General features: G+C 63.9%; 22 protein-coding genes. 11 read left to right on the plus strand and 11 right to left on the minus strand.

Features of this window, described 5'->3' with window-relative positions:
- Positions 1 to 20 precede the first annotated feature (20 nt).
- Positions 21 to 743 carry a UMP kinase gene (gene pyrH, locus FRC98_RS04250; RefSeq protein ID WP_146980059.1) on the plus strand — a complete coding sequence of 241 codons (723 nt, stop codon included), beginning with the start codon at positions 21 to 23 and terminating at the stop codon, positions 741 to 743.
- A gap of 99 nt (positions 744 to 842) precedes the next feature.
- On the plus strand, positions 843 to 1,400 hold the full coding sequence (gene frr / locus FRC98_RS04255) for a ribosome recycling factor (RefSeq protein ID WP_146980060.1): 558 nt from the start codon (positions 843 to 845) through the stop codon (positions 1,398 to 1,400).
- 96 nt (positions 1,401 to 1,496) lie between these two features.
- On the opposite strand, the gene FRC98_RS04260 is transcribed toward frr, so the two are convergent.
- Positions 1,497 to 2,474, minus strand: a complete 978-nt coding sequence (locus FRC98_RS04260) for an FHA domain-containing protein (protein WP_146980061.1) — start codon at positions 2,472 to 2,474, stop codon at positions 1,497 to 1,499.
- A 32-nt stretch (positions 2,475 to 2,506) separates the two neighbouring features.
- Positions 2,507 to 3,001 (minus strand): hypothetical protein, encoded by a 495-nt coding sequence (locus FRC98_RS04265; protein WP_146980062.1) that lies wholly within the window; start codon positions 2,999 to 3,001, stop codon positions 2,507 to 2,509.
- Between the two features lie 153 nt (positions 3,002 to 3,154).
- On the opposite strand from FRC98_RS04265, the gene mce reads away from it, so the two are divergent.
- Positions 3,155 to 3,568, plus strand: coding sequence for a methylmalonyl-CoA epimerase (gene mce, locus FRC98_RS04270; protein WP_146980063.1), 414 nt, complete (start codon positions 3,155 to 3,157; stop codon positions 3,566 to 3,568).
- A 31-nt stretch (positions 3,569 to 3,599) separates the two neighbouring features.
- On the opposite strand, the gene FRC98_RS04275 is transcribed toward mce, so the two are convergent.
- The gene (locus FRC98_RS04275) at positions 3,600 to 4,277 is read right to left on the minus strand and encodes an endonuclease III domain-containing protein (protein WP_230467363.1); all 678 of its coding nucleotides are present in this window, start codon (positions 4,275 to 4,277) and stop codon (positions 3,600 to 3,602) included.
- Between the two features lie 317 nt (positions 4,278 to 4,594).
- Here FRC98_RS04275 and FRC98_RS04280 point away from each other — a divergent pair, with 317 nt between their 5' ends.
- The 6 genes from FRC98_RS04280 to FRC98_RS04305 all read left to right on the plus strand — a co-directional run bounded on the left by FRC98_RS04280 (position 4,595) and on the right by FRC98_RS04305 (position 12,233).
- Positions 4,595 to 6,652 (plus strand): PrkA family serine protein kinase, encoded by a 2,058-nt coding sequence (locus tag FRC98_RS04280; protein WP_146980065.1) that lies wholly within the window; start codon positions 4,595 to 4,597, stop codon positions 6,650 to 6,652.
- Positions 6,653 to 6,766: 114 nt separating this feature from the next.
- Positions 6,767 to 7,882 carry a DUF444 family protein gene (locus FRC98_RS04285; protein ID WP_146976705.1) on the plus strand — a complete coding sequence of 372 codons (1,116 nt, stop codon included), beginning with the start codon at positions 6,767 to 6,769 and terminating at the stop codon, positions 7,880 to 7,882.
- A 36-nt stretch (positions 7,883 to 7,918) separates the two neighbouring features.
- Positions 7,919 to 9,415 (plus strand): SpoVR family protein, encoded by a 1,497-nt coding sequence (locus tag FRC98_RS04290; RefSeq protein ID WP_146980066.1) that lies wholly within the window; start codon positions 7,919 to 7,921, stop codon positions 9,413 to 9,415.
- A gap of 2 nt (positions 9,416 to 9,417) precedes the next feature.
- The gene (locus tag FRC98_RS04295) at positions 9,418 to 10,518 is read left to right on the plus strand and encodes a quinone-dependent dihydroorotate dehydrogenase (RefSeq protein WP_230467262.1); all 1,101 of its coding nucleotides are present in this window, start codon (positions 9,418 to 9,420) and stop codon (positions 10,516 to 10,518) included.
- A gap of 91 nt (positions 10,519 to 10,609) precedes the next feature.
- Entirely contained in the window at positions 10,610 to 11,011 is a 402-nt protein-coding gene (locus FRC98_RS04300; RefSeq protein ID WP_146980067.1) for a hypothetical protein, read from the plus strand.
- A 73-nt stretch (positions 11,012 to 11,084) separates the two neighbouring features.
- On the plus strand, positions 11,085 to 12,233 hold the full coding sequence (locus FRC98_RS04305; RefSeq protein ID WP_283809635.1) for a UTP--glucose-1-phosphate uridylyltransferase: 1,149 nt from the start codon (positions 11,085 to 11,087) through the stop codon (positions 12,231 to 12,233).
- 115 nt (positions 12,234 to 12,348) lie between these two features.
- On the opposite strand, the gene FRC98_RS04310 is transcribed toward FRC98_RS04305, so the two are convergent.
- Positions 12,349 to 12,756, minus strand: a complete 408-nt coding sequence (locus FRC98_RS04310) for a hypothetical protein (RefSeq protein ID WP_146980069.1) — start codon at positions 12,754 to 12,756, stop codon at positions 12,349 to 12,351.
- 226 nt (positions 12,757 to 12,982) lie between these two features.
- Here FRC98_RS04310 and FRC98_RS04315 point away from each other — a divergent pair, with 226 nt between their 5' ends.
- Together FRC98_RS04315 and FRC98_RS04320 are read left to right on the plus strand one after the other, a co-directional pair.
- Entirely contained in the window at positions 12,983 to 13,588 is a 606-nt protein-coding gene (locus tag FRC98_RS04315) for a hypothetical protein (RefSeq protein ID WP_146980070.1), read from the plus strand.
- Between the two features lie 146 nt (positions 13,589 to 13,734).
- Positions 13,735 to 14,637, plus strand: coding sequence for a bile acid:sodium symporter family protein (locus FRC98_RS04320; protein ID WP_146980071.1), 903 nt, complete (start codon positions 13,735 to 13,737; stop codon positions 14,635 to 14,637).
- 22 nt (positions 14,638 to 14,659) lie between these two features.
- On the opposite strand, the gene FRC98_RS04325 is transcribed toward FRC98_RS04320, so the two are convergent.
- The 7 genes from FRC98_RS04325 to tsaB all read right to left on the minus strand — a co-directional run bounded on the left by FRC98_RS04325 (position 14,660) and on the right by tsaB (position 24,719).
- Positions 14,660 to 15,490, minus strand: a complete 831-nt coding sequence (locus FRC98_RS04325) for an AAC(3) family N-acetyltransferase (protein WP_146980072.1) — start codon at positions 15,488 to 15,490, stop codon at positions 14,660 to 14,662.
- 24 nt (positions 15,491 to 15,514) lie between these two features.
- Positions 15,515 to 17,989 (minus strand): replication restart helicase PriA, encoded by a 2,475-nt coding sequence (gene priA / locus FRC98_RS04330; protein ID WP_146980073.1) that lies wholly within the window; start codon positions 17,987 to 17,989, stop codon positions 15,515 to 15,517.
- Positions 17,986 to 20,061, minus strand: coding sequence for an ATP-dependent DNA helicase RecG (locus FRC98_RS04335; protein ID WP_146980074.1), 2,076 nt, complete (start codon positions 20,059 to 20,061; stop codon positions 17,986 to 17,988). The genes priA and FRC98_RS04335 overlap by 4 nt, the downstream gene beginning before the upstream one ends.
- A 17-nt stretch (positions 20,062 to 20,078) precedes the next feature.
- The gene (locus tag FRC98_RS04340; protein ID WP_146980075.1) at positions 20,079 to 21,197 is read right to left on the minus strand and encodes a hypothetical protein; all 1,119 of its coding nucleotides are present in this window, start codon (positions 21,195 to 21,197) and stop codon (positions 20,079 to 20,081) included.
- A gap of 18 nt (positions 21,198 to 21,215) precedes the next feature.
- Positions 21,216 to 22,091 (minus strand): tetratricopeptide repeat protein, encoded by an 876-nt coding sequence (locus FRC98_RS04345; protein ID WP_146980076.1) that lies wholly within the window; start codon positions 22,089 to 22,091, stop codon positions 21,216 to 21,218.
- 31 nt (positions 22,092 to 22,122) lie between these two features.
- Positions 22,123 to 23,829, minus strand: a complete 1,707-nt coding sequence (locus tag FRC98_RS04350; protein WP_146980077.1) for a serine/threonine-protein kinase — start codon at positions 23,827 to 23,829, stop codon at positions 22,123 to 22,125.
- A gap of 161 nt (positions 23,830 to 23,990) precedes the next feature.
- Complete coding sequence (gene tsaB, locus FRC98_RS04355) at positions 23,991 to 24,719, minus strand: tRNA (adenosine(37)-N6)-threonylcarbamoyltransferase complex dimerization subunit type 1 TsaB (protein ID WP_146980078.1); 729 nt, start codon at positions 24,717 to 24,719, stop codon at positions 23,991 to 23,993.
- Between the last annotated feature and the right edge of the window lie 8 nt (positions 24,720 to 24,727).

Raw genomic sequence — 24,727 nt, forward strand, 5'->3', positions numbered from 1 at the left:
AGCGCACGAAAGGAGCACGTATGTCCGCCAACTACAAAAGAGTCCTGATCAAACTCAGTGGCGAGGCCTTGCAGGGCGATCAGGGCTACGGGATCTCTCCCTCGACTCTGGAGACCTTTGCCGGCGAGATCGCCGAACTCCAGCGGATGGGCGTGGCGGTGGCGATCGTCATCGGGGGAGGCAACATCTTCCGCGGTGTGGCCGGGAGCACCGCCGGCATGGACCGAACCTCGGCCGACTATATGGGGATGCTGGCCACGGTGATGAACGGCATCGCCCTGCAGGACGCCATTGAGCGCCTGGGCGTGCCCACGCGCCTGCAGACCGCGCTGGAGATCAAAGAGGTCGCCGAGCCCTATATCCGCCGTCGCGCGACGCGCCACCTGGAGAAGGGGCGCGTGGTGATCTTCGGGGCCGGTACCGGCAATCCTTACTTCACCACCGACACCGCCGCGGCGCTGCGCGCGATGGAGGTTCAGGCCGAGGTGATCCTCAAAGCCACCAACGTCGATGGTGTGTATGATTGCGATCCGCGCACAAACCCCGACGCGAAGCGCTTTGAGCGGTTGACTTACCTCGATGTGTTGTCGAAGAATCTGCGCGTGATGGACTCCACCGCGATCAGCCTGTGCATGGAGAACGACCTGCCGATCATCGTCTTCGACCTGAATCAGGCCGGGAACATCAAGCGGGTGATCGAGGGTGAAGACCTGGGCACGCTGATTTGCCCCAACCCTAAATAAACCCAGACCGAGGACGCGGGCTTGCCGCGGAGCGACGCGGGCTTAGCCTGTGTCGGGTCTTCGGCCAAGTTGCTCACGTTTCGTGATAGAGAGGAAGAGATGGTTCAGGAAGTCATCGAGGGTTTGCGCAGCGATTATGAAGAGACGCTCAACAAGCTGCGCCGTGAGCTGACCAAGATTCGTACCGGACGTGCCAACGTGAACATGCTTGATGGCGTGCGCGTGGAGTACTACGGCAGCCCCACGCCGCTGAGTCAGGTGGCCACGCTGCGCGTTCCGGAGCCTCGCCTGATCACGATTCAGCCCTGGGAGAAGAACATCATCTCCGACATCGAGAAGGCCATTCAGATGTCGGATCTGGGGCTGAACCCGTCGAACGACGGCACCCTGATCCGGGTACCGATTCCCGCGCTCACCGGGGAACGTCGCCAGGAGCTGGTAAAGGTGGCCCGCCGCGCTGGCGAAGACCATAAGATCGCGCTGCGCAACCAGCGCCGCGACGCCAACGATATGGTCAAGCAGATGGAGAAAGACTCCGAGATCACCGAAGATGAGATGCATAAAGGCTTCGAGAAGATCAACAGCATCACCGAGGAGTTCAGCGCGAAGATCGATGCGATGCTCGAGAAGAAAGAAGCTGAGATCGTGGAGGTCTGATCCGGCGCGTTGAAACGACGAAGATTGCAAAAAAAGAGCCCGGGAGCGTTGCTGCCGGGCTCTTTTTTTTGTTGGGTGCGGCCAGGCGGATCAGGCTTAGAGGAAGGCCCAGAGGATGGCGCCGGTAAGCCCGAAGAGGAGCAGCGCGGCGCCGAGGAGGGCGTACTCCATCGGTGCGCGCCGGCGAGGAGGGGCGGGCGGAGCGGGGGAGGGATCCGGGGAGGGTGCGTCGACGTCGGCATCGCGCGGAGGATTCGGTGTCGCCTCAGGCGCCTCATCGATCGGCGGCGGGGTGGCCAGAAGATCGTCGGTGTCAGGGTCGGCCAGCTTCACCGTGGGGCGGTGCATCGGCGCGGGGGGCGCAAGGGGCTCGACGAGCTCTTCGAGAGGGTCGACAAAGACGAGCTCGCAGCTCCCCACCTGAATGCGCGCGCCGCTGATAAGTGCGGTGGGCTCGGTGATGGGCGTCTGGTCAAGCAGGAGCGTGCTGCCGCCGAGCGGCTCGACGAAGTAAACAGCGTCTTCGATGTAGACGCTCGCTGCTTCGGCGGCGATCGAGGGGTCGGGCAGGGGGAGTGCGACCTGGTCACCGGAGCCCAGAAGGTAGCGTGTGGGTCGGTTGAGGGTGTAGCGGCGGCCGCTTCCCGGGCCGCTTAAGATCTCGAAAAAGGCGTGGAGCTGCGCCTGATCGCTTTGATCGAGGGCGGTGTGCACGATCTCGTGCAGGGAGGTCGAGGACTGCGCCATGGTGAAGGCGTCGCCGTCGCTTTCGACAAGCTGCAGGGTGAGGGTGAGGTCGCCCAGACGAAGCGGGTTCTGGACGGAGACGACCGTGGGATGATGCGAGCTCAGACGGTGCGTCCCGATAAAGGTTCCGTTTGTGCTCCCCAGATCGGTCACCAGGATCTGTTCGCCGAGCACATCGATGCTCAGGTGGCGTCCGGAGATGCTGGTGAAGGGGATGGGCAGGTCGTTGTCGAGCTGCCGCCCCAGTGTGAAGGGAAAGTGGTCGGCGATGGCATGGCGAGCGCGGGTGCCATCGGCGGTTTCAAGGGTCAGGTGAAGACGGCGCATGCATACCTCCGCAGGTGGTATGCCAAACTGCGCTAGGCGTGTACGAGCCCTAGTTGGCTGAGTAAGAAGTAAAGAGCGGTCACGATGATAAACGCGGTGATGGCGGCCCCCATCCCCGTGCGACGCATCCGTTGGCGGGCGACGCGGGCGCGAGTGGCCTCCTGGTCACGGAGATCGACCAGGTGGTCGGGGTCGGGTGATTCCAGATAGGACTGTGCGGCGCGCGCTTCTCGACGCCAGAAGCCACGCTCGGCGTCGTTGAGGTGCTGGCCGCGGATGTCGACGACGTAGATTGCGAGCACCTCGTGGCCCTGCAGGCGTAGTGTCAGGGTGGTGCCCAGGCCGCTCATCTCGCTGATGCGCCAGCCGGCCCCGGGGGTTCCGCGGGTCAGCGTGAGGGCATCAGCCTCCTCGGTGGCGCGCGGCATATAGCCGTTGTGCACAAAGAAGTCGGCGAGCACATCGAGGGGCGCGGCGGGATGATCGTCGGGCAACGCGATGGTATGGGTGGTCTCGTAAGTCGACACGGGAGAGTGCCCGGGTTGAGGGAGAGGCGTCAGAGAAGGGCGCTGGAAAGAAGAGGACTTTAGCACCGGCTACCATGGGTCGCAACGGCGCGGCGCCCGGCGCGTGTGAGCCGATGCGCCATAACCTGGTGCGCGCAACGTAAGGGAGAAGAGATGCTGGAGAAGATCGATCATATCGGGATCGCGGTGCGTTCGGTGGAAGCGAGCTCGGTGCTCTACCGCGATGTACTGGGCCTGGCCTACGAAGGCACCGAGGAGGTGGAGAGCCAGGGGGTGAAGGTGGCGTTCTTTCGGCTCGGAGAGGCCAAGATCGAGCTGTTGGAGCCACTGCACGACGAGAGTCCCATCGCGCGTTTTCTGGAGAAGAATGGCGAGGGAATCCACCATATTGCGCTGGGCTGCGATGATATTGAGGTCTGGCGAGCGCGTATGGAAGAGGCCGGCGTGCGTCTCTTAAGCGAGGCGCCGATCGATGGGGCGCACGGCAAGCTCATCACCTTTATGCATCCGCGTGATACGGGGCGGGTGCTCCTGGAATTGACGCAGCGCCGCACCGAGTCGCACTGACGAGTCGCACTAAGGCATAAGTCCGTCGGGGTCAGTCGGGCGGGGAACTGCCGGTGGGGCAGTCTGTGAGGATGGGGCAGTGCTCGCAAAGGGGGTTTCTTGCGCGACAGAGGGTGCGTCCGTGCTCTACCAGCGCCATATGGGCCGGGAGGCGATCGTCGGGGGGGATGAGCGCCTGCATCTGCTGGTGGGCGGCCTCGTCTCCCAGGGTGGGGTCGAGCCAGCGGAGGCGCTCGAAGATGCGGAAGATATGGGTGTCCATGGGGAAGAGGGGCATGGCGCAGGCGGCCATCAGGGTAAACGCGGCGGTTTTGGGGCCGACGCCTTTGAACTTCAAAAGATAAGCGCGGGCCTTTTCAGGCGCCATCTGGTGCAGATGCTCCAGATCGTAGCTCTGAAACTCGTCATGCACCTGCGAGAGCAGCGCCTGAATGCGTTGCGCCTTCTGTCTTGCGAGCCCCGCCGGACGGATCACGTCTTCGATGATAGAGGTGGGGGCGTGAGCGATGCGGTGCCAGTCGGCGTTGGCATGCTCCAGGAGGGCAGTGAAGGCCTGGTCGGTGGCGGCGCGCGTGGTCTGCTGGCTGAGGATCGTGCGTACCAGCGTACCCAGCACGTCGTCGCCCTCGGCGCGGCGCGGCGGGGTGTAGCGCACGTAGAGGCGATCCAAAACGCGTCGCAGGGTGGCGAAGTCGGGGATGGTGTACATGCTCACGGGGGGCTCCGGAGAAGGGGACCCGTTTGAAATAGAGTTGCCGAGACGGCCCGTTCTATCAGTGGCTGAGTTTTGAAGGTGTCGAGGCTCAAAAGGGGGTTTCGCCCGCGGGCGATGTCTCCTAATCTGCAGCTATCGCATTTTAAGGCTGAGTCGGGGCGCTGCCCCTGAGTGCAGGGCAGCATCCGCAGGATCGGCACAGAAGTTGCTCCAGTTATTGTTCGTCGCTGACCAGAGGCGGTCATCGCGTCGTGAGGGCCAGCTTTTACGATCATCGAAGCGCAAATCCAGACGTCAGGAGAATACCATCTATGAGCGCCAAAGAGAGTTTGCTGCATAAGATTGGCCGTCACCACGATATCGATGAGTACCGCGAGCTGCACTGGGAAGGGAGCTTTGAGGAGTACCTGGATCTTGTGCGCGAGGATGTGCGGGTGACCCGCAACGCCTACCAGCGCATCTACGATATGGTGATGTCCTACGGGACCGAAGAGTACATCGACAACAAGAAGAAGATCGTTCGCTATAACTTCTTCAAAGACGAGATCACCGGCGGTGCCGACGCGATCTACGGGTTGGACATCCCGCTGATGCGCCTGGTCAACGTCTTTAAGGCGGCGGCCAACGAGTACGGCACCGAGAAGCGCATCATCCTCCTACACGGTCCGGTGGGCTCCTCGAAGTCGACGATCGCTCGCCTGCTCAAGAAAGGCATGGAGGAGTATACCCGCACCGACGACGGGCGAATCTATACCTTCTCGTGGGTGATGCCCAAGGAGCTTCAGCACCTCACGGGCGGACAAGAGGTGCTCCACGATCCGATGAATGAGGAGCCGCTCAAGCTCATCCCGCAGGATTGGCGCGCCGGCGCGCTGGAGGAGCTGGGCATTGAGAACGTCTCCTCGATCCGGGTGCGCGGTGATCTGAACCCGGCCAGCCGCTTCATCTTCAAAGAGCTGATGCGCCATTACGGCGGGGACTGGAGCCGGGCGATGGAGCACGTGCGCGTGCGGCGGATGCTCTTTAGCGAGAAGGATCGCGTGGGTATCGGTACCTTCCAGCCCAAGGATGAGAAGAACCAGGACTCCACCGAGCTCACCGGCGATATCAACTACCGCAAGATCGCCATTTATGGCTCCGACAGTGACCCGCGCGCGTTCAACTTCGACGGGGAGTTCTGCGTGGCCAACCGCGGGATCATCGAGTTTGTGGAGATCCTCAAGCTGGACGTGGCCTTCCTCTACGACCTTCTGGGCGCGACGCAGGAGCGTAAGATCAAGCCCAAGAAGTTCGCGCAGACCGACATCGATGAGGTGATCATCGGTCACACCAACGAGCCGGAGTACCGCAAGCTGCTCGGCAACGAGTACATGGAGGCGCTTCGCGACCGTACGGTGAAGATCGATATCCCCTACATCACGAAGTACCAGGAAGAGATCCGCATCTACAAAAAGGACTTCAACAACGAGCGCGTGAAGGGCAAGCATATCGCGCCGCATACCATTGAGATGGCGGCGATGTGGGCGGTGCTCACGCGCCTGGAAGATCCGAAGAAGCACGATCTGACGCTCTTGCAGAAACTCAAGCTCTACGACGGGAAGTCGCTCACCGGCTACACCCAGGACAACGTCAAGGAGCTGCGTAAAGAGACGCTTCGCGAGGGGCTGACGGGGGTGAGCCCGCGTTATATCCAGGACAAGCTCTCCAACGCGCTGGTCAGCGATAAGACCGAGAGCAGCATCAACCCCTTCCTGGTGCTCAACGAGCTTGAGGGCGGGCTGAAGAACCACAGCCTGATCAGCAACGAAGAGGAGCGCGGGCGCTACCGTGAACTGTTGGCGGTGGTGAAGCAGGAGTACGAAGACATCGTCAAGAACGAGGTTCAGCGGGCGATCTCGGCCGATGAAGACGCCATCTCCAAGCTGTGCGCGAACTACATCGACAACGTCAAAGCGTACACGCAGAAGGAGAAGGTGCGGAACAAGTACACCGGCCAGTACGAGGAGCCCGATGAGCGTCTGATGCGCTCGATCGAGGAGAAGATCGACATCCCGGACAGCCGCAAAGACGACTTCCGCCGCGAGATCATGAACTACATCGGGGCGCTGGCGATCGACGGCAAGCAGTTCACCTACCAGACCAATGAGCGTCTGCGTAAAGCGCTTGAGCTCAAGCTGTTTGAAGACCAGAAGGACTCGATCAAGCTGGCGAGCGTGGTCTCCAATGTGGTGGACCGCGATACCCAGGAGAAGATCGATATCGTGAAGCAGCGCCTGATTCGCGACTACGGCTACAACGAGGAGTCGGCCACCGACGTGCTCAACTTCGTTGCGAGCATCTTTGCGCGCGGTGACTCCAAGCAGCAATGAGCGGGGCGCGGATGTAGGTGGAGATGCCGGCGCCGCCCCCGGATGGGAGTGTGCGCCGGCTCAGTTTAGGCAGGTTGCGCAGGGTCGATGACGGCTCGACGAGGGAATCAGGTCATGACGGAACTCAACAAGATCAAGCAGGATCATCGGCGCTTCAAACAGATCGTGCGCGGCAAGATCAAGCGCAACCTGCGCAAGTATATGAGCCAGGGTGAGATCACCGGGCGCCAGGGCAAAGACATTGTGAAGGTGCCCCTGCCGCGCATCGACATCCCGCGTTTTCGCTTCAGCCAGAAACAGCAGGGAGGCGTGGGGCAGGGCGAGGGCCAGCCGGGCGATAGCCTGGGCCAGGGTGAGGAGTCGCCCGGGCAGGCCGGACCGGCCGGAAACCAGGAAGGCGAACACGGTGTCGAGGTCGACGTCTCCCTCGAAGAGCTCGCCGAGATCATGGGCGAGGAACTGGAGCTGCCGCATATTGAGCCCAAGGGCGTTAAGCGGTTGGAGACGGTTAAGGATAAGTACTCCGGGATTCGCACGACCGGTCCGGAGAGCCTGCGCCACTTCAAACGTACGTATAAGGCGGCGCTGCAGCGGATGATCGCCAGCGGGGAGTACGACCCGGATAACCCGATTATTGTGCCCACCAAAGAGGATATGCGTTACCGCTCCTGGAAGCAGACCTCGCTTCCGGAGTCGAACGCTTTGATCCTGTACATGATGGATGTGTCGGGCTCGATGGGGGATGAGCAGAAGGAGATCGTGCGCATCGAGTCGTTCTGGATCGATACCTGGCTGCGCAGTCAGTACGAGGGTATTGAGAGCCGCTACATCATTCACGATGCCACGGCCAAAGAGGTCGACCGGGAGACGTTTTTTCGCACCCGGGAGTCGGGCGGCACGATGATCTCCAGCGCGTATAAGCTGGCGTTGCAGATCCTGGAGGAGGAGTACGCGGTGGATGAGTGGAACGTGTACCTCTTCCACTTCTCCGACGGTGATAACTGGTCTGTGGACGATACCGGCGACTGTATGAAGCTGATGCGCGACGGGCTTTTGCCCAAGGCAAATCTCTTTTGCTACGGGCAGGTGGAGTCGCCGTACGGGTCGGGGCAGTTCATCAAAGATATCAACGAGCACTTCTCCAGCCATGAGCGGGTGACAGTCTCGGAGATTAAGAACCGCGACGGCATCTACGATTCGATCAAAGAGTTTTTGGGGCGGGGCCTCTAATCACAGGGCTGAGATCCTGCGAAGGGAAGGGACTTCATGAAGGCATTATCGCCACAGATTCAAGAGATCATCGCGCAGATTCGGGAGGTCGCCGAAGAGATGGGATTGGACTTCTTCGAGACGATCTTCGAGCCGGTGGATTATAAACAGATGAACGAGATCGCCTCGTACGGCGGTTTTCCGACGCGCTACCCGCACTGGCGTTTCGGGATGGAGTACGAGCAGCTCTCGAAGAGCTATGAGTACGGGCTCTCGAAGATCTACGAGATGGTCATCAACAATGACCCGTCTTACGCATATCTTCTGGAAGGCAACAACCTGGTCGATCAGAAGACGGTGATCGCGCACGTGTATGCGCACGTCGATTTTTTCAAAAACAACTACTACTTCTCAAAGACCAACCGGCGGATGGTCGATGAGATGGCGAACCACGGCGCGCGGATTCGGCGCTATGTGGATCGGCAGGGGATTGAGGCGGTGGAGAACTTCATCGACACCTGCCTCTCGATCGACAACCTGATCGACTATTACAGCCCCTTTATTGAGCGGCGCGGGGAGGCGGTGGATCCGGAGGAGCTTCGGCAGCGGGAGGTGCCGAAGTTTCAGGCCAAGGACTATATGGATGAGTTTATCAATCCGCAGTCCTTCATCGATCAGCAGAAAGAGCGGATGGCGCAGGAGGCCGAGGAGGCCAAGCATTTCCCGCAGCGTCCGGAGCGCGATGTGATGCTCTTTTTGCTGGAGCATGCGCCTCTGGAGGGGTGGGAGGCCGATATTTTGTCGATCATGCGTGAGGAGGCGTACTACTTCGCGCCGCAGGGTCAGACGAAGATCATGAACGAGGGGTGGGCGTCGTACTGGCATTCCAAGATTCTGACGACGCGGATTCTGGACGACTCGGAGATCATCGATTTTGCGGACATCAACAGCCGGGTGATGTCGAGCGCGCCGGGGCAGCTCAACCCCTATAAGCTGGGGGTGGCGCTCTTTCGGGATATTGAAGATCGGTGGAACAAGGGCAAGTTCGGTAAAGAGTGGGAAGAGGTCGATGACCTGGAGCGACGCGACTCCTGGAATAAGGAGCTTGGGCTGGGCAAAGAGCAGATCTTCCGGGTGCGCAAACTCTACAACGACGTGACCTTTATCGATGAGTTTCTGACCGAAGAGTTCGCCTCGCAGAGCAATATGTTCACCTACGGGTATAACCGGAAGAGCGGGCATTGGGAGATTGAGAGCCGGGAGTTTGAGGAGATCAAGACGCGGCTGCTCGACTCTCTGACCAACTTCGGACAGCCCTTCATTTATGTGCGGGATGGGAACTTCAGAAATCGCCGGGAGCTGTTGTTGCACCATAAGTTTGAGGGCACGGAGCTTCGGGCGGATTACGCGCACGAGGTGCTGGAGTCGATCTATCGGATCTGGAAGCGGCCGGTGAGCCTGGAGACGATGCGCGAGGAGAAGGGCCTGTTGATGTCGTATGACGGGGTGGAGCATAAGGAGCAGAACATTCCTTATGAGCCGCTCGGGGTGTGAGGTTGGAGAGGCTGTTGTATCGGGTGGTGCGCGGCGCGATGTTCGGGCTGGAGGCGGAGCGCGCGCATCATCTGGCGATGGGGGCGTTGTCGGCGCTTATGAAGCCGGATGCGGTGCGTGCGTTGCTGGGCGCGGCGTTGCGGGTGGATGATGCGCGCTTGAAGCAGAAGGTGTGGGGGCTGGAGTTTGAGAATCCGGTGGGGCTTGCGGCGGGCTTTGATAAGGATGCGCGCTGGGTCAATGCGCTGGGGGCGCTGGGCTTCGGGCATGTGGAGATCGGGACGGTGACGGCGCTGGGGCAGGCCGGAAACCCGAGACCGCGGCTTTTTCGTCTGGTGGAGGATGAGGCGCTGCTCAACCGGATGGGGTTTAATAACGCGGGGAGTGAGGCGGTGGCGCGGCACCTGCAGGGAGTGAAGGTCGAGCCAGTGCTGGGTGTGAATATCGGGAAGTCGAAGGTGACGCCGCTGGAAGATGCGGCCGAAGACTACGCGACGACGCTGCGACGGCTTCATCGCTTTGCGGATTATATCGTTGTGAATGTGAGCTCTCCGAACACGCCGGGGTTGCGGTCGTTGCAGGGGAGGGGGCCGCTGGAGGCGTTGCTGGTGCGGTTGAAGGCGATCAATACCGAGCTGAGTGAGGGAGGAAGGAAGCCGCCATTGCTGGTGAAGGTGTCGCCGGATCTGGGGGATGGTGCGTTGGATGAGGTTGTGGAGGTTGTGGAAGAGGTGGGGATCGACGGGATTGTGGCGACGAATACGACGATCTCGCGCCAGGGATTGAGGAGCGCAGGGGTTGATGCGATGGGGGCCGGCGGGGTGTCGGGGAGGCCGGTGAGGTCGCGTAGCCTGGAGGTGATCGGGAGAATTTATGCGCGGACCGAGGGGCGTGTGCCGATCGTGGGTGTGGGCGGGATCTTCGGGGCGGAGGATGCGCTGGCAGCGATGGAGGCCGGGGCGTCGCTGGTGCAGGTGTGGACGGGCTTTGTGTACGAGGGGCCGTTGCTGGTGCGTCGGATGAACCGGGGGTTGTTGAGGTTGATGGAGGCGCGCGGTTACGGGGATGTGGGAGAGGTGGTGGGGGCAGCGCATCGGCGCTGAGGAGGTGGTCTTTGCGCGCGGGGGGAGGTCGGGCGTATGATGAGGGTGGAAGGTGAGGAAGGGTATCGGGCGTGTGGCTGCGGAGGTTGCGATGGGACGACGCATCAGGATGGTGGTCGGGGTCGGGGTGCTCGGCGCGGTGCTTGCGATGGGGACGCTCGCCATGGCGCAGGGGCGCGATGCGGACGGTACGCGCATGCAGGCTCGCCAGATCGCCGTTGGCGAAAGTCATAGCGATCGTCTCTCGCCGCCGCAGGATCGGGAGGACTGGTATTTTGTGAGGGTGGATGCGGCCGTGGAGCTCCAGGTGAGCGTGCGGGTGCGTCCGGCTTCAGCGGCGCTGCGGCTGGAGATGCAAGGGGCTACCGGCGACCGGCTGGCGGTGGCGACCAGCGAGCAGGGGAGCGCGGTGGTGACGCAGAGGGTCAACCCCGGGATTTATTATGTGCAGGTGAGTGGGGGCGAGGCCCGATATGAGATGAGCGTGCGTTAAGACGCAGGGGACAATGTTTGACGAAGTTCGGGGGAGTGGGGGGAAGCGCGCGGGAGCGCGCGACAACGATGCGATGAATGACGAGGATACGATGGGATCGAGCGTGTTGGATGCGCTGACCGATAGTGATGTGGCGCAATTGAAGGCGCATGGGTTTGATGAAGAGGCATTTGAGCGCCTCCGAGATCGGTTGCGTTCAGGGACGTGGACGGAGCGGCATAATGAGGTTGAGGGGAGGGTCGAGGCGCCTGCGGTGAATGATGTGGAGCAGTTGCCGGTGCCGGGGAGCGCGCGGGAGCTGGGGCTGCGGGAGCGGGGGATGGAGGCGTTGCGCGGGGGAGAGGTTGGTACGCTGGTGCTCAACGGCGGGATGGCGACGCGCTTTGGCGGGGGCGTAAAGGGGTGTGTGGAGGTGCTGGAAGGGCGCTCGTTTCTGGGGATGAAGCTCGGTGATGCGCGTGCCTGGGGTCGGGTGCCGGTGCTGTTGATGAACAGCTTTGCGACCGATGCACCGACGAAGGAGCATCTGGAAGCGAACGACTATTTTGGGTTGGATCCGGAGCAGGTGATCGCGTTTACGCAGAATGTGAGCGTGCGTTTGCGGCCGGATGGTGAGGTGTTTGGGGCCGGGGAGCCCGGAGGGACGCTCTATGCGCCGGGGCATGGGGATTTGCCGGAGGCGTTGGGACGCGGGGCGTTGGAGGCGTTTCGGGAGCGCGGCGGCCGCTATCTGATGATGTCCAACGTGGATAATGTGCTCGCCGATCTCGACCCGGTGGTTGTGGGGATGCACGTGGAGGCGGCCGAGTCGCGTGGGGTGGAGATGAGCGTGGAGGTCGTGCAGAAGTTTGAGGGGGATCAGGGAGGGATGCCGGCCCGGGTGGATGGAGCGTTGCAGATTCTGGAGGCGTTTCGTTTTCCGCAGGGGTTCGATGTGGATTCGATTCCGGTGTTTAATACCAACACGTTTATGTTTACGGCCGAAGCGTTGGAGCGCGACTTTGATCTGACGTGGTTTCTGGTGCGTAAGCAGGTGGAAGGGCAGCGGGTGGTGCAGTTTGAGCGGCTGGCCGGAGAGCTGTCGGCGCATTTGAAGACGCGTTTTGTGGAGGTTGCTCGCACCGGGGCGCGCTCGCGCTTTTTGCCGATCAAACGACGCGAAGATTTGCGGGAGCATCGGCAGTTTCTGGCCGATGTGGTGGGGGAGAGGGGCGCCGAGTGAGGTAGCTCGCGCAGGTCATAGGCTCGATGTCATCGAGTTGATGCGGCATGAAAAAAGCCCACCGCGGAAGCGCGGTGGGCTTTTTTGCTACGTGGCCAGGTGCTCAGACCGAGGCTCAGTGAGCGTGGTCGTGACCGTCGTGGTCGTGGTCATGGTCATGCGCGGCGGACTCGCCGTCCGCGCCCTTTTTGGTGAGCATCATGTTGCAGAGGGTGCAGCGGGTGGAGCCGTCGTTGGCGATGGCGTAGTGCACGGTGCCCATGTCGCAGTAGTAGACGCCTTCGGGGATTTGCTCGGGCTGGACGGGGGGATCGAATTCGGTGCCTTCGGCGCTGACCTCGACCATGGGGAGTTCTTCAGCTTCGCCTTCGGCGGGAGCTGCGGCTTCTTCGGCTTCAGCTTCGGCAGGGGCTTCGGCCTGGGTGGGGACTTCGCCTTCGGCTTCGGCGGGGACTTCGGTCTTGCTGTCGCAGGCGACCAGCGCGAGGGCGAAGATGGCGAGGAGAATGAGGTTTTTAAACATCGTATGGGTCCTGGTGGTGAGAGGTGACATGGCTCGTACGCCGTGCGTAAGGGGGCGGAGTTTAGCATGTTGTGCGTTGCAGGAGAAGAGGGCACAGGCCGGTGAGGTACCGGGATCGAGAGATGTGTTGAAATGCGTTTTGTAGCCTGTTTAGGGTAGGGGTCTGGCAACCTAACTCTACGCGCGCTGAACGTGATGGGAGGCGACGCAAATTTCAGGGGATACGATGAAGAAGATGATGATGGGTGTGTTGATGTGCGGTGTGGTTTCGGGATGTGGGTTGGATGGGACTGAGCCCGAAGACGACATGGCGGAGCCTGGGGACTGTAACTACTCCGAGAGCGCTGTTGCGTGGTCGGACGAGGCGCCCAACGGTGTTGTGCCGGGAGATGTGTTTGATGGGCTGAGCACCACGGCGACGGTGGAGGCGGATGAGTCGCCGAGCGCCGGTGAGGAGCTCTCGGTGATGATTGAGCGCGACGGTGATAACGCGTTCTATCTGGAGAGTGATGTGTGTGAGTCGCGTTTGGAGCTCCCGCTGATCTTCAGTGTGGCGACTGTGGATGGCGATGCGCTGGACGAGGCGTTTGCGGTGCGGGCTATGGTGAGGGAGGAAGGGCGTGTGGATGTGGATCACAGGTTTGAGGTGAGCGAGCTCAACGGGACGTATGCTCCGAGTGTGGATGAGGCGGATACGACCGTGCTGGGGATGGTGTTGAGCGCGGACGTGGGGCCGACGGAGAGTGAGGCGGGTATTCTGGTGGATCTGGAGCAAAGCAGCGGCGATGCGGTGTCGAATTTCCTGCAGCGGGACTGGGTCTGGAGTTGGTGAGGTGAAGAGCGGCGGTCGGTTCGATGATCGACCGCCGCGTTGATGGGGAGTTGCGCCAGGGGAGGGGTGAAGGGATACTTCGGGCTCACGGTTAACAGTATGCGGCCGGTGTGAGTCGGCGGTGCGCAGATGAGCTCGGAGAGATCATGGAAGAGAGTGTCCTGACGTCGGTGGTGCTGCCGCTATCGCTCTTTATCATCATGCTGGGGATGGGGTTGTCGTTGGTGGTGGACGACTTCCGGCGGGTGGTGGTGTATCCGAAGGCGGTGGCGGTGGGGTTGACCAACCAGCTGGTGCTATTGCCGCTGGTGGGGTTGGGTTTGGCGGTGGCGCTCGGGTTGAGCGCGGAGATGGCGGTGGGGGTGATGATCATCGCGGCGTGTCCGGGTGGGGTGACGTCGAATCTGATCACGCATGTGTCGCGGGGAGATACGGCGCTGTCGATTACGCTGACGGCGATCAGCGGGTTTGTGACCGTGGTGACGATTCCGCTGATCATCATGTTTTCGCTGGGCTTTTTTATGGGGGAGGCGACGACGGTGACGTTGCCGCTGGCGCAGACGATCGGGCAGATCGTGGGGATCACGGTGTTGCCGGTGAGTCTGGGGATGTTGTTGCGGTGGCGTAAGCCTGCGCTTGCGGATCGGCTGGAGCCGCCGGCGCGGGTGGGGTCGGTGGTGGTGTTTGTGGTGCTGCTGATCGGGATTATTGCGGCGAATATCGAGGTGCTGCGCAATCATTTTGCGGAGCTTGCGGCGGTGACGATCGGGTTGAACGTGGCGATGATGCTCATCGGGTTCTGGTCGTCGAAGCTGTTGAAGTTGGAGTTGCCGCAGGCGCTGGCGATCTCGATTGAGTCGGGGATGCAGAATGGGACGCTGGCGATTGTGATTGCGACGTCGATTCTGATGCAGGGGCAGATGGCGGTGCCGGGAGGGATTTACAGCCTGGTGATGTTTGCGACGGGTGGGGCGATGATGGCGTATTTCGGGCGTAAGGGGGCGGAGGTGGCTGCAGCAGATGAGGGCGTTGCGGTCGAGGCTGCCTGAGGGGTTTGGGGGGCGTTGGGGCTTAGTCGTCGGGGTGGCGGTGGAGTTCCATCCAGTCGGTGGCGAAGTCGACCAGGGTGGGCTGGTGGATGAGGCGGGCGGTGGCGTTGCCGATCTTTGCGAGGTGGAAGTCGGGGGGGCGGTGGGTGGCTTCGAAGTCGCGGCCTAGGGCGGAGAAGTCGTCGGTGTCGAGGGCAAGCATGGGGTAGGTGACCCAGGCGCGCTGGCCATCGACGAGCATGGAGCAGCCTTCGGTGATTGTGGTTTTGGTGGGGAAGTCAGCGCGGTGTTCGGCGAGGTGGAGGGAGGTGTTGCGGTCGTGGCCGACGCCGAGGAGGAGGATGTGGCCGTCGAGGTCGTAGAGACGCGCGAGGGGGGAGGTGTCGCCGAATTCATTGAGGAGGGGGTGGTGGTCGACGAGTTGGGAGGCGGCGGGGCCGAGGGCGGCGAAGGAGCCCACGGGGTGGGAGCTGCGGCGGGCGCCGGGCCAGGTGCGCAGGAGTTCGGCGAGCTGGCCCATGAGGTGGGAGGGGGTGCGTAAGGGGTCGAAAGCGGGGGTGGCGTCGCGGAGGGTTTTTAGCCAGTCGGCGGGGAGGGGAGGGTTTTCCCAGCGGGCGGGGTCGGTGTTGAGGGAGGTGTGGGTGGGGACCATCAGCGTGCCGTCGGGGCCGATGGCGTCGAGGATAGCCAGGAGTAGGGTGTGGGCGCCGCCGGCGATGAAGCCGATGCGGCGCATGGAGCAGTGGACCAGGAGGTTCATGCCGGGGGAGAGGCCGAGCGCGCGAAGATCGCGGGTGAGGGAGGCGCGGGTGTGGGGGGCGTGGGTGCGGCGGATGAGGTCGGCGTGGGACATCGCGCGGCTCGGGGTGAGGAGGGGTTAGAGCATGTTTAGGGGGTCGACGTCGATGATGATGCGGACGTTGCGATGTTGAGGCTGACCGGCCTCGAAGTGTTTGGCAAGTTCGAGGGTGCGGATGGCGAAGCGGCGCAGCAGCGCGCGGTCCGACGCCTTGAGTAGAAGTTGCCAGCGGGAGCGGTTGTTGATGCGGCCGATGGGGGCCATGGCCGGGCCGAGCATGGCGATGTTGTCGCCGAAGGTGCGGTCGGAGCGCAGGAGGCGACGCGCGGCGGTGGCGTAATCGCGGGTGGCCTGGACGGTGGCGCCTTCGTGGGTGCCTTCGAACTTGAGGGCGATGAGGTGGCCGAAGGGGGGGTAGCCCATGGCCTGGCGCTGGGCGAGTTCGTGCTGGGCGAAGGTGGAGAAGTCGTGGTTCTGGGCGGTGAGGAGGCTGTAGTGGTCGGGGGTGTAGGTCTGGATGATGACCTTTCCTGGGCTGTCGGCGCGTCCGGCGCGACCGGCGACCTGGGTGAGAAGTTGGAAGGTGCGTTCGGCGGCGCGGAAGTCGGGGAAGTTGAGGCTCATGTCGGCTAAGACGACGCCGACAAGGGTGACGTCGGGGAAGTCGTGGCCTTTGGTAACCATCTGAGTGCCGACGAGGATGTCGATCTCGCGGCGTCGGAAGCTGGAGAGGAGTTGTTGGAGGCGGGGGCCGGCGCCGGTGTCGCGGTCGAGGCGTGCGACGCGGGCGCGGGGGTAGAGTTCGTGGAGGTGGTTTTCGAGTTGTTCGGTGCCGACGCCTTTGCGCTCAATGCCAGTGTGCTGGCATTGGGGGCAGGATTCGGGCATGCGCAGGGAGAAGTCGCAGTGATGGCAGCGCAGGGCTTCCATGCGGCGGTGGTAGGTGAGGGAGACGTCGCAGTTGGGGCATTCGAAAATGTGGCCGCAGGACTCGCAGAGGACGCAGGGGGAGAAGCCGCGGCGGTTGAGAAAGAGGATGGCCTGCTTCTGGTCGTGGAGGGTGTTGTCGAGCTCGGAGAGCAGGCGCGCGGAGAGGAGGTTGGAGGGGCCGGCGGTGGGGTTGTGAGGGCCGCGGCGCATGTCGACGATGTCGACCGGGGGCATGGCGCGAGCGGCGACGCGCTCGGGCATGGGGAGGTAGGTGAGGCGGCCGAGTTGGGCGTTGTGGAAGGACTCGAGGATGGGGGTGGCGCTGCCGAGGATGACCTGGGCGCTGGCGAGTTTTGCGCGGACCAGGGCCATGTCTCGGGCGTTGTAGCGGGTGCCTTCTTCTTGTTTGAAGCTGGAGTCGTGCTCTTCGTCGACGACGATGACGCCGAGGTTGTTGATGGGGGCGAAGAGGGCGGAGCGGGCGCCGATGACGATGTCAACTTCGTCGCGGCGGATCTGGCGCCACTGGTCGAACTTCTGGGCGGGGGTGAGTCCGGAGTGGAGGACGGCGATGCGTTCGCCGAAGTGGGAGCGGAAGACGCCGACAAACTGGGGGGTGAGGGCGATTTCGGGCAGCAGCACCAGGGCGCGGCGGCCTTCGGCCAGGGTGTCGCGGATGATGCGGACGTAGGTTTCGGTCTTGCCGCTGCCGGTGACGCCGTGGAGGACGAAGCCCTCAAAGCGGCCGGCGTTGCGGGCTTCTGCCACGGCGTTGACGGCGTGAAGTTGGCGCTCGGTGAGGTCGAACTCGGGGGGCGCTTCGACGGGGGCGTTTTCGAAGGGGTCGCGGTAAACCTCTTCTTCCCAGGAGGTGATGAGGCCGCGGTCTTCGAGGGCGCTGAGGCTGGAGTAGGGGCTGGGTATGTGCTCTCGGATCTCGGGGAGAGAGAGGGAGGGCATGCCGTCGAGGAGTTTGAGGATTTTTAGTTGGTTGGAGCCGAGCCTTCCGGTGAGGGTGCCTCTGGGGCGGGGGAGGAGTTTGAAGTAGCGCTCGGTTTTGGGCTTGAGGGAGCCGCTTTCCTGGTAGGTGACTTCGACGAGGCCGCGGCGCTCGAGCTCGGAGAGGCGGTGGTAGGTGAGGTCGGGGTAGGCCTCGCGCAGGGAGGCGACGGGGGAGGGCTCTTCGGAGCTTAAGGAGGCCAGGGCGTCTGCCAGGTCGAGGGGCAGGGGTGTGGCCGAGGCGGGGCGCTGGTCGTCGGGGAGGCGGCGGTAGTGCTTGATTCCCTCGACGCGGACGGCGGAGGGGATGGCCAGGCGGACGACTTCGCCGATGGGGGAGAGGTAGTAGTCGGCGACGAAGGAGAGGAACTTGAGGTCGTTTGTGGAGAGGAGGGGTTCGGCGTCGACGAGATCGTAGAGGTCGCGGATTTTGGGGGCGAGCGCGGGATCATCGAGCTCGGAGGTGAGGTCGGTGATGAGGCCGGTCTTGGATCGGTTGCGGAAGGGGACCTGGACGAGCTGTCCGAGGGCGATGTCGTCGCGCAGGTGGTCGGGCACGCGGTAGGAGAGCGCGGTGAAGAGGGGGACGTCGAGGGCGACCTGGGCGTAGAGGGGGGAGGTCATCGGGAAGCGTCTCCCAGGAGGATACGGCGCGCGTCGTGACGGGCGGCCTGGAGCCAGTGGGCGTCACGGAGGACGTCGCCGAAGCGGAATTCGGGGAGTCCGGCCTGTTTGACGCCGAGGAAGAGGCCGGGGCCACGGATGGCGAGGTCGGTTTCGGCGAGTTTGAAGCCGTCGTCGGTGGTGGTGAAGGCCTGCAGGCGGAGCTCGGCGTCTTCGGTGAGGGAGAAGCCGGTGATGAGGATGCACATGGAGTCGACGGAGCCTCGGCCGACGCGTCCGCGGAGCTGGTGAAGTTGGCTCAGCCCGAAAACTTCGGGGTTTTCGATGACCATGACGGTGGCGTTGGGGACGTCGACGCCGACTTCGACGACGGTTGTGGCGCAGAGGACGTCGATGTCGCCGTTGGAGAAGCGTTGCATGACGGCGTCTTTGGCCGGGCCGTCCATGCGGCCGTGGAGGACGCCGAGGCGCAGGCCTTTGAGGGGGCCGTTGGCGAGGCGTTCGGCTTCTTCGGTGACGGAGCGGCGGTTGGCGAGGGCGTCACTGGCTTCGACGAGGGGGTAGACGAAGTAGGCCTGTTCGCCGGTCTCGGTGATGCGTTTTTTGACGTAGTCGTAGATTTTGGGAGCGCGGGAGCGGTCGCGAAGCTCGGTGCGGACGGGTTTGCGACCGGGGGGCTTTTCGCGGATGAGGGTGAGGTCGAGGTCGCCGAAGACGGCGTGGGCTAAGGAGCGGGGGATGGGCGTGGCGGTCATGGCCAGGAGGTGGGGATCCTGGCCTTTGGCGAGGAGGGCGTCGCGTTGGTCGACGCCGAATTTGTGTTGTTCGTCGACGATCACGAGGGCGAGGTTTTTGAAGGCGACGTCATCCTGGACGAGGGCGTGGGTGCCGACGACGAGGCCGAGCTCCCCGCTGGCGAGTTGGTGGAGGATGTCGCGGCGTTCGGCAGAGGGTTGGGCGCCAACGAGCAGGGCGTGGGGGATGTTGAGGGCGGTGAAGAGGGCGTGTGCGTTGCGGCTGTGTTGGCGGGCGAGGATCTCGGTGGGAGCGAGGAGGGCGACCTGGTGGCCGTTGGCGATGGCGATAGCAGCAGCGAGGAGTGCGACGACGGTCTTTCCGCTGCCGACGTCACCCTGGAGGAGGCGTCGCATGGGGATGCGGTTGGCGAGGTCATCGGCGATGGTGGCGATGGCGGACTTCTGATCGCCTGTGAGATCGAAGGGGATCTTTTTGAGGAGCTCGCGGCCGAGTTCGCGTTCGGTGAGGCGTGGGGCGTTGGCGGCTCGGCGCTGTGCGACGTAGCGGCGGGTGAGGGCGAGCTGGAGGTCGAAGAACTCTTGAAAGATCAGGCGGTTGCGGGCGGTGGTGAGGGCTTCGCGGAAACAGTCCAGGTCGTCGTAGGGGGTGAGGACGTGGATGGTTTTGAGGGCGTCGGCCAGGGTGGGGAGCTCGTGTTGGCGGAGGAGGTTGAGGGGGGCGCCTTCTTCGAGGTCGGCGTGCAGGAGTGAGAAGCTCTCGGCGATGGCGGGGTGGATGAGGGAGTCGCGGACCTCTTCCATGGAGCTGTAGATGGGGACGACTTCGGTCTGAGGAGCGCGGGTTTCTCGGGATTTTAGGATGTCGAAGGTGGGGTGGACCATCTGAGCGGGGTCGCGCTCGTGGTCGAGTTTGCCTTCGACGCGCATCCAGTCGCCGGGTTGGAACTTTTTGACGAAGCCGGGGAAGGCCAGGTTGAACCAGATGAGTTTGAACTCGGCGTCGTCGACCTGGAGGCGGACCTCCAGGGGGGCGCGGCTGTGGCGTGCGGGGGGGAGGACGTGGGAGATCTGTCCGATGACCTCGACGAAGGAGGCGCGGCGTTCGATGAGCTCATGGCCGGGCCAGAAGCGGTAGGTGGGGCGGTATTTGCGCGGCATATGCAGCAGCAAATGAAGTTGGTCGAGGATGCCGCGCTCGCGCATGCGCGCGGCGGTTTTGGGGCCGATGCCGCGCAGGCGCTCCAGCCCCAGGGGGTGGGGCTGGAGCAGGCGTAGCGCGAGTCGACCAGGGATGTGGGGGGAGGCGTCGGCCATGGGGGAGGGTGCGGCGATCAGGAAGCCTGGCAGAAGCGCAGGTGTGCGAAGGGGGCGGGGGCCGGTTCGCAGGCGCGGCCGTCACAGTCGGCGAAGGTGTCGCAGGGTTTGAGGCAGCGCTGGTTATCGCTGGCGTCGCGCATGCAGCGGAGGTCGGTGGGACAGCCGTTGGTGTGGAGGTTGTTCACAGAGCAGGGGGAGAACTCGGCTTTCTGGGAGAAGCCGCCGTTCTGGAGGCAGCGTGCCGAGGGCTGGCAGCTTAAGTCGGGGAAGTCTTTGTTGGGAGCGCAGGCCTGTCCTGCGGGGCAGGCGCCGGGGGTGAGGAGGTCGCAGGTTTTGGTGCAGAAGCCCACGCCGTTGTAGTCGGCGTCGGGGTCATCGAGGGTGCAGAACTCGTCTGCAGCGCAGCCGGCGCCGGTAGCGAGTTCGCACATTTTGACGCAGACAGCCAGGCGGGGGTCTGGCGGGTCGAAACTGTGGCAGTGAAGGCCGGGGCCGCAGTCTGTGCCGGTGCCGGGCTCGCAGCTATCGCCGACCTGACCGTCTCCGAAGTTATCGATGGCCTGGCAGGAGGGGCGGAATTCGAGAGTGGGGGGCGGAACGAAGCGGAGTTCGCAGGCGGCGTTGCCTGCGCAGCCGGTCTGGTTGACAGGATCGCAGTCGCCGGTGAGGGGGGCGACGTCGCCGGGGCAGGTGACGGGCTGGCATTCGCTGTTGATGCAGGCTTCGGTGATGTCGCAGGCGTTGTTGCAGGTGCCGCAGTGATCCGGGTCGAGGTTTGTGTCGACGCAGCGGTCGCCGCAGCTCAAGAGGCCAATTTCAGCGCAGGAGGGCGGGTCGATCGGATCGGTGTCGGGCTCGTCGGCGTCGCCGGCGTCGTCGGTGTCGGCGTCGGGCCCGTCGGTATCGCCGGCGTCGTCGGTGTCGGTGTCTTCGACGTCGGGTGTGTCGGTGTCGCCCGCGTCTTCGGCGTCGATGTCGGTGTCTGCGACGTCGGGCGTGTCGGCGTCAAGGTCGTCGGTGTCGGCTTCGACGGGGGCGGTGACGGAGTCGAGGTCGAAGTGGAGGTTACAGCCGGCGAGGCCCAGGGAGGCGACGAGGAGCGCGGCGATGAGTGAGCGGGTGGAGGAGATCATGGTGGAGGTCACAGGGGCTTAAAAGGAGGTGGAGAAGCGAACCAGGCCCGAAGATCCGTCGGGGGCGAAGGCGACGTCGATGTTGGTGTCGGCGGCGGAGGTGGCGCCGAAGATCCACATGCCGAGGCCGAGTGCGGCGGCGCCAGCGCCGGAGTAGAGGAGGATTTTTCCGGTGTTGGCGCGGGTCTCAATGTCGGCGCGGAGCTGATTGTAGTCGTCGAGGCGGCCCTGGTCGGAGGCTTGCTGGTAGGCGTCGATGTCTGTGGCGAGGCTGCGGTCGATGAGGAGGGCGCCGGTGAGGAGTCCGGCGCCGACGACGGTGGTGCCGACGCCAGCCCAGCCGACGAGGCCCATGCCTTCGGGTTGTTGGTCGAGATCGAGCGGGGGCGCGATGGGGCGGACCGGTCGGGCAGGTTGGGCGGGGGTGGGTGCCTGGCGGGTGATCTCGGCGACTTCTTCGGTGGCGGAGGTCTCTTCCTGGGTTTCGTCGCCGGCGGCGATCGCGGCCATGCGTGGGGCCAGGGCTTCGGCGTTGATGACGACGTAGAGGGCGTTGACGCGGGCGTCAACGCGGACTCGGGCCTGTTCGGGGAGGCCTTCCATGCGCTGGGTTGCGAGGGTGGTCTGGTAGGCTTCGCGGTGGTTGCCCAGGCGAGAGTGGGCCAGCGACATGTTGTAGAGGATCATGGGGTCGGGGCGCTGATCGAAGGCTCGCCGGAAGGAGAGGATGGCGCGGGCGTAGTTGCCTTCGATGAAGAAGCTTGCGCCCTCGTCAAAGTATTGCAGGGCGAGCTCGTCGGCGGTGGGCTCGTCCTGGGCAAAGGCCGAGGTGGCCAGGGTGGAGAGGGCCAGGAGCGTGCAGAGCGCGGCGATGAGGTGGCGTGGCGAGGGCATGTTGCGATCCATCGTAGGCGGATGTTGTCGATCAGAAGAGGGTGTCGAGGGCCGGGAAGCTGGGCTCGGGGTCGGCCTTCTTTTTGGAGTCGTTTTGTGGGCGTTCGTCGGATTGGGGCTCCGGTTCGGGCTCGGGCTGGGGCTCGGGCTCGGGTTGAGGAGCGGGCTGCGTTTTGGCGGTTTCGGGCTCGCGTTGAGGCGCGGGGCGGGTGCGTTTGGTGCGTGTGGTGCGGGGTTGCGCTTCCGCCTGGGGCTCGGGTTGAGGCTCGGGCAGCGTGAGCGAGATGGGCTCGGAGGGATCTTCGACGAGGCGTGAGGTTTCGCGGCCGTCGTCGTGGCGGGCGACGAGGGTGAGCGGGTATTGGAGCTCGTCGGAGGGGAGCGTTAAGGGGGAGGTGCCGACGGGCTCGTCGTCGATGAAGAGGGCCAGGCCGGCGGGGTCGGTTTCGATGACCAGCGGGGCGATGGCAACGGGCTCGGGTTCGGGAGCGGGCTCTTCGAGGGGCTCGACAGGCTCGGGGGTCGGGGAAGGTTCGGGGTCGGGCGTGGGAGATGTGGCGAGTTCGGCTTGAGGGTCGGGCGTGGGTGCGGGGGATTGCTGGCGCATCGTCCAGAAGAGGCCCGCGCCGATGAGGAGAAGCAGGAGGATGATGGCGATCACGGGGGCAGCGATGCCCTTTTTGCGGGGCGCCTCGAATTCTCCGGAGAGTTCGCCGGTGAGGGGCGTGGCAGCCGGGGGGGCGGTGGTGGGGGGCGTGATGTGAGCTTCGGGAGGCGGGCCTCCGAAGCCGGCCGCGACGGGGGCAGGCGCGGGTTGGGGTGCGGGCGTCAGGTCGCCGACGAGGGGAGTGTCGGAGTCCCAGTGTTCGAGAAGGGCGACGACCTCGGAGGCGGTCTTGAAGCGGGTGTTGAGGTTCTTTGCGAGCATGCAGTCAATGATGGAGCGAAGTCCGGCCGGGACATCGAGGTCGGAAGGGACCTTGAAGATCTCGGGGCTGAGCTGCTTGCTGATGATGGTCATGGTGGTGGGGCCAGCCGCGGCCTTACCACCGGTGAGAAGCTCAAAGGCCACCAGACCCATGCTGTAGATGTCACTGGCCGGGCCAATGCCCTCGCCGGTGAGCTGCTCAGGCGCCATGTAGCTGGGGGTGCCGACGATCATGCCGGCCTGCGTGAGATCGCTGGAGGTGAGGTCGGTCTCATCTGCGAGGGGTTTGGCGATGCCGAAGTCGAGGACTTTGACTCGGTCGGATTTGCCGAGGTGCTCGTAGACGAGGATGTTGGCAGGCTTGATGTCGCGGTGGAGGACGCCGTACTCGTGGGCCTCTGCGAGGCTCTGGAGGGCCTGCTCAAGGATGGAGGCTACGCGTTTTGCGGAGAGGGGGCCGGACTCTTTGAGGACGATGTCGAGGCTTTTGCCGGAGACGAACTCGAAGGCCATGTAGGACATGCCACTGTCGGCCTGTCCGTACTCGTACATCGTGATGGTGTGGGGGTCGCGCAGCTGTGCGACGAGCTGGGCCTCGCGTCGGAAGCGTTTGATCCAGACTTCCTCGGCGGCTTCGGCGTCGCCGGAGCGCGGGGGGGCGAAGGGCTTGAGGACCTTCAAGGCGACAGGGCGACCGAGGTCGAGCTGGGTGGCTCGGTAGACGTGCGCGAAGCCGCCGACACCGAGGACGGCGTCGATACGGTATTTGCCTTCGAAGAGGTCGCCGGGTTGGGGCGGATTCCAGTCCATGTGACGAGTTCCAAACAGCGGGGCGCCAACAAAGACGCGACGAACGATGATGTGGGCAGATGTAAAGCTGGCACCAACCTAACAGGAGGTTAATGGAGGGGGCAATTTGAGTCTGATCGCCGCGGTAGGGATTCGTCGACGAGGGTGAGGCGGGGGGAGCCTTAAGGCTTGGAGGGGAGGCGTGCGTCGGAGGGGCGGATGTAGTTTGGTTCGAGTGCGACGAGGTCATCGGGGCCGTGGGTGGCGAGGCGCTGTCTGGCGAGGAGGGCGACACCGATGGCCGATGGGGTGTTGAGGAAGGACGGGGGCGTGTGAAAGGCGGGGTCGTCGCAGAGGTTCTGGAGTGCGGGGTAGGGGGCGATGCCGTCACCCAGGAGCGTGATGGGTGTGGAGAGGTTAAGGGCCCGGAGTTGCCTGGCGAGGTCGTCGGGGGCGTAGGTGTTTTCCGGGAGGAGCGTGGTGAGGGTGTGGTCGCGAGCGGCGAAGAGCGCGGCGTAGACCTCGTTGCGGCGGGCGTCGAAGGCGACACAGACCGGTTGATCGGGGGAACTGAGTGCCAGGGGGAGTGCGGCGGCGGCGAGGCTGGAGACGCCGATGATGGGCTTGTTATGGGCGCGTGCGAGGGCCTTGGCGCTGGCGAGGGCGACGCGAAGACCGGTGAAACTCCCGGGGCCGAGGCCTACGGCGACGAGGTCGACCTGCGAGAGGTTGAGGGCCTGGGCGTCGAAGAGGGCTTCGACGTTGGCGAGCAGGGCGCTGCCGTGGTTGTAGCGCACGCGCTGGGAGCGGTTTTCCAGGAGTTGGTCGCCGTCGAGGAGGGCGAGGGCCTGGATGCGGGTGGCGGCGTCGATGGCGAGCACGCGTGCGGAGGCAAATTCGGGGGAGGTCATGGGTGTAG

This window comes from Lujinxingia vulgaris (assembly GCF_007997015.1).
Classification (GTDB): Bacteria; Myxococcota_A; Bradymonadia; order Bradymonadales; family Bradymonadaceae; genus Lujinxingia; species Lujinxingia vulgaris.

What these genes read in the sequence shown, in the direction of transcription:
- FRC98_RS04350 (WP_146980077.1), bottom strand. Translation starts at nt 23,829, where the DNA reads ATGGACTGGAATCCGCCCCAACCCGGCGACCTCTTCGAAGGCAAATAC.
- FRC98_RS04345 (WP_146980076.1), bottom strand. Translation starts at nt 22,091, where the DNA reads ATGCCCTCGCCACGCCACCTCATCGCCGCGCTCTGCACGCTCCTGGCC.
- FRC98_RS04290 (WP_146980066.1), top strand. Translation starts at nt 7,919, where the DNA reads ATGAAGGCATTATCGCCACAGATTCAAGAGATCATCGCGCAGATTCGG.
- FRC98_RS04315 (WP_146980070.1), top strand. Translation starts at nt 12,983, where the DNA reads ATGAAGAAGATGATGATGGGTGTGTTGATGTGCGGTGTGGTTTCGGGA.
- FRC98_RS04305 (WP_283809635.1), top strand. Translation starts at nt 11,085, where the DNA reads ATGAATGACGAGGATACGATGGGATCGAGCGTGTTGGATGCGCTGACC.
- frr (WP_146980060.1), top strand. Translation starts at nt 843, where the DNA reads ATGGTTCAGGAAGTCATCGAGGGTTTGCGCAGCGATTATGAAGAGACG.
- FRC98_RS04335 (WP_146980074.1), bottom strand. Translation starts at nt 20,061, where the DNA reads ATGGCCGACGCCTCCCCCCACATCCCTGGTCGACTCGCGCTACGCCTG.
- FRC98_RS04260 (WP_146980061.1), bottom strand. Translation starts at nt 2,474, where the DNA reads ATGCGCCGTCTTCACCTGACCCTTGAAACCGCCGATGGCACCCGCGCT.
- FRC98_RS04275 (WP_230467363.1), bottom strand. Translation starts at nt 4,277, where the DNA reads ATGTACACCATCCCCGACTTCGCCACCCTGCGACGCGTTTTGGATCGC.
- FRC98_RS04320 (WP_146980071.1), top strand. Translation starts at nt 13,735, where the DNA reads ATGGAAGAGAGTGTCCTGACGTCGGTGGTGCTGCCGCTATCGCTCTTT.
- FRC98_RS04300 (WP_146980067.1), top strand. Translation starts at nt 10,610, where the DNA reads ATGGGACGACGCATCAGGATGGTGGTCGGGGTCGGGGTGCTCGGCGCG.
- FRC98_RS04340 (WP_146980075.1), bottom strand. Translation starts at nt 21,197, where the DNA reads ATGATCTCCTCCACCCGCTCACTCATCGCCGCGCTCCTCGTCGCCTCC.
- FRC98_RS04280 (WP_146980065.1), top strand. Translation starts at nt 4,595, where the DNA reads ATGAGCGCCAAAGAGAGTTTGCTGCATAAGATTGGCCGTCACCACGAT.
- FRC98_RS04285 (WP_146976705.1), top strand. Translation starts at nt 6,767, where the DNA reads ATGACGGAACTCAACAAGATCAAGCAGGATCATCGGCGCTTCAAACAG.
- pyrH (WP_146980059.1), top strand. Translation starts at nt 21, where the DNA reads ATGTCCGCCAACTACAAAAGAGTCCTGATCAAACTCAGTGGCGAGGCC.
- tsaB (WP_146980078.1), bottom strand. Translation starts at nt 24,719, where the DNA reads ATGACCTCCCCCGAATTTGCCTCCGCACGCGTGCTCGCCATCGACGCC.
- FRC98_RS04325 (WP_146980072.1), bottom strand. Translation starts at nt 15,490, where the DNA reads ATGTCCCACGCCGACCTCATCCGCCGCACCCACGCCCCCCACACCCGC.
- priA (WP_146980073.1), bottom strand. Translation starts at nt 17,989, where the DNA reads ATGACCTCCCCCCTCTACGCCCAGGTCGCCCTCGACGTCCCCCTCTTC.
- FRC98_RS04310 (WP_146980069.1), bottom strand. Translation starts at nt 12,756, where the DNA reads ATGTTTAAAAACCTCATTCTCCTCGCCATCTTCGCCCTCGCGCTGGTC.
- mce (WP_146980063.1), top strand. Translation starts at nt 3,155, where the DNA reads ATGCTGGAGAAGATCGATCATATCGGGATCGCGGTGCGTTCGGTGGAA.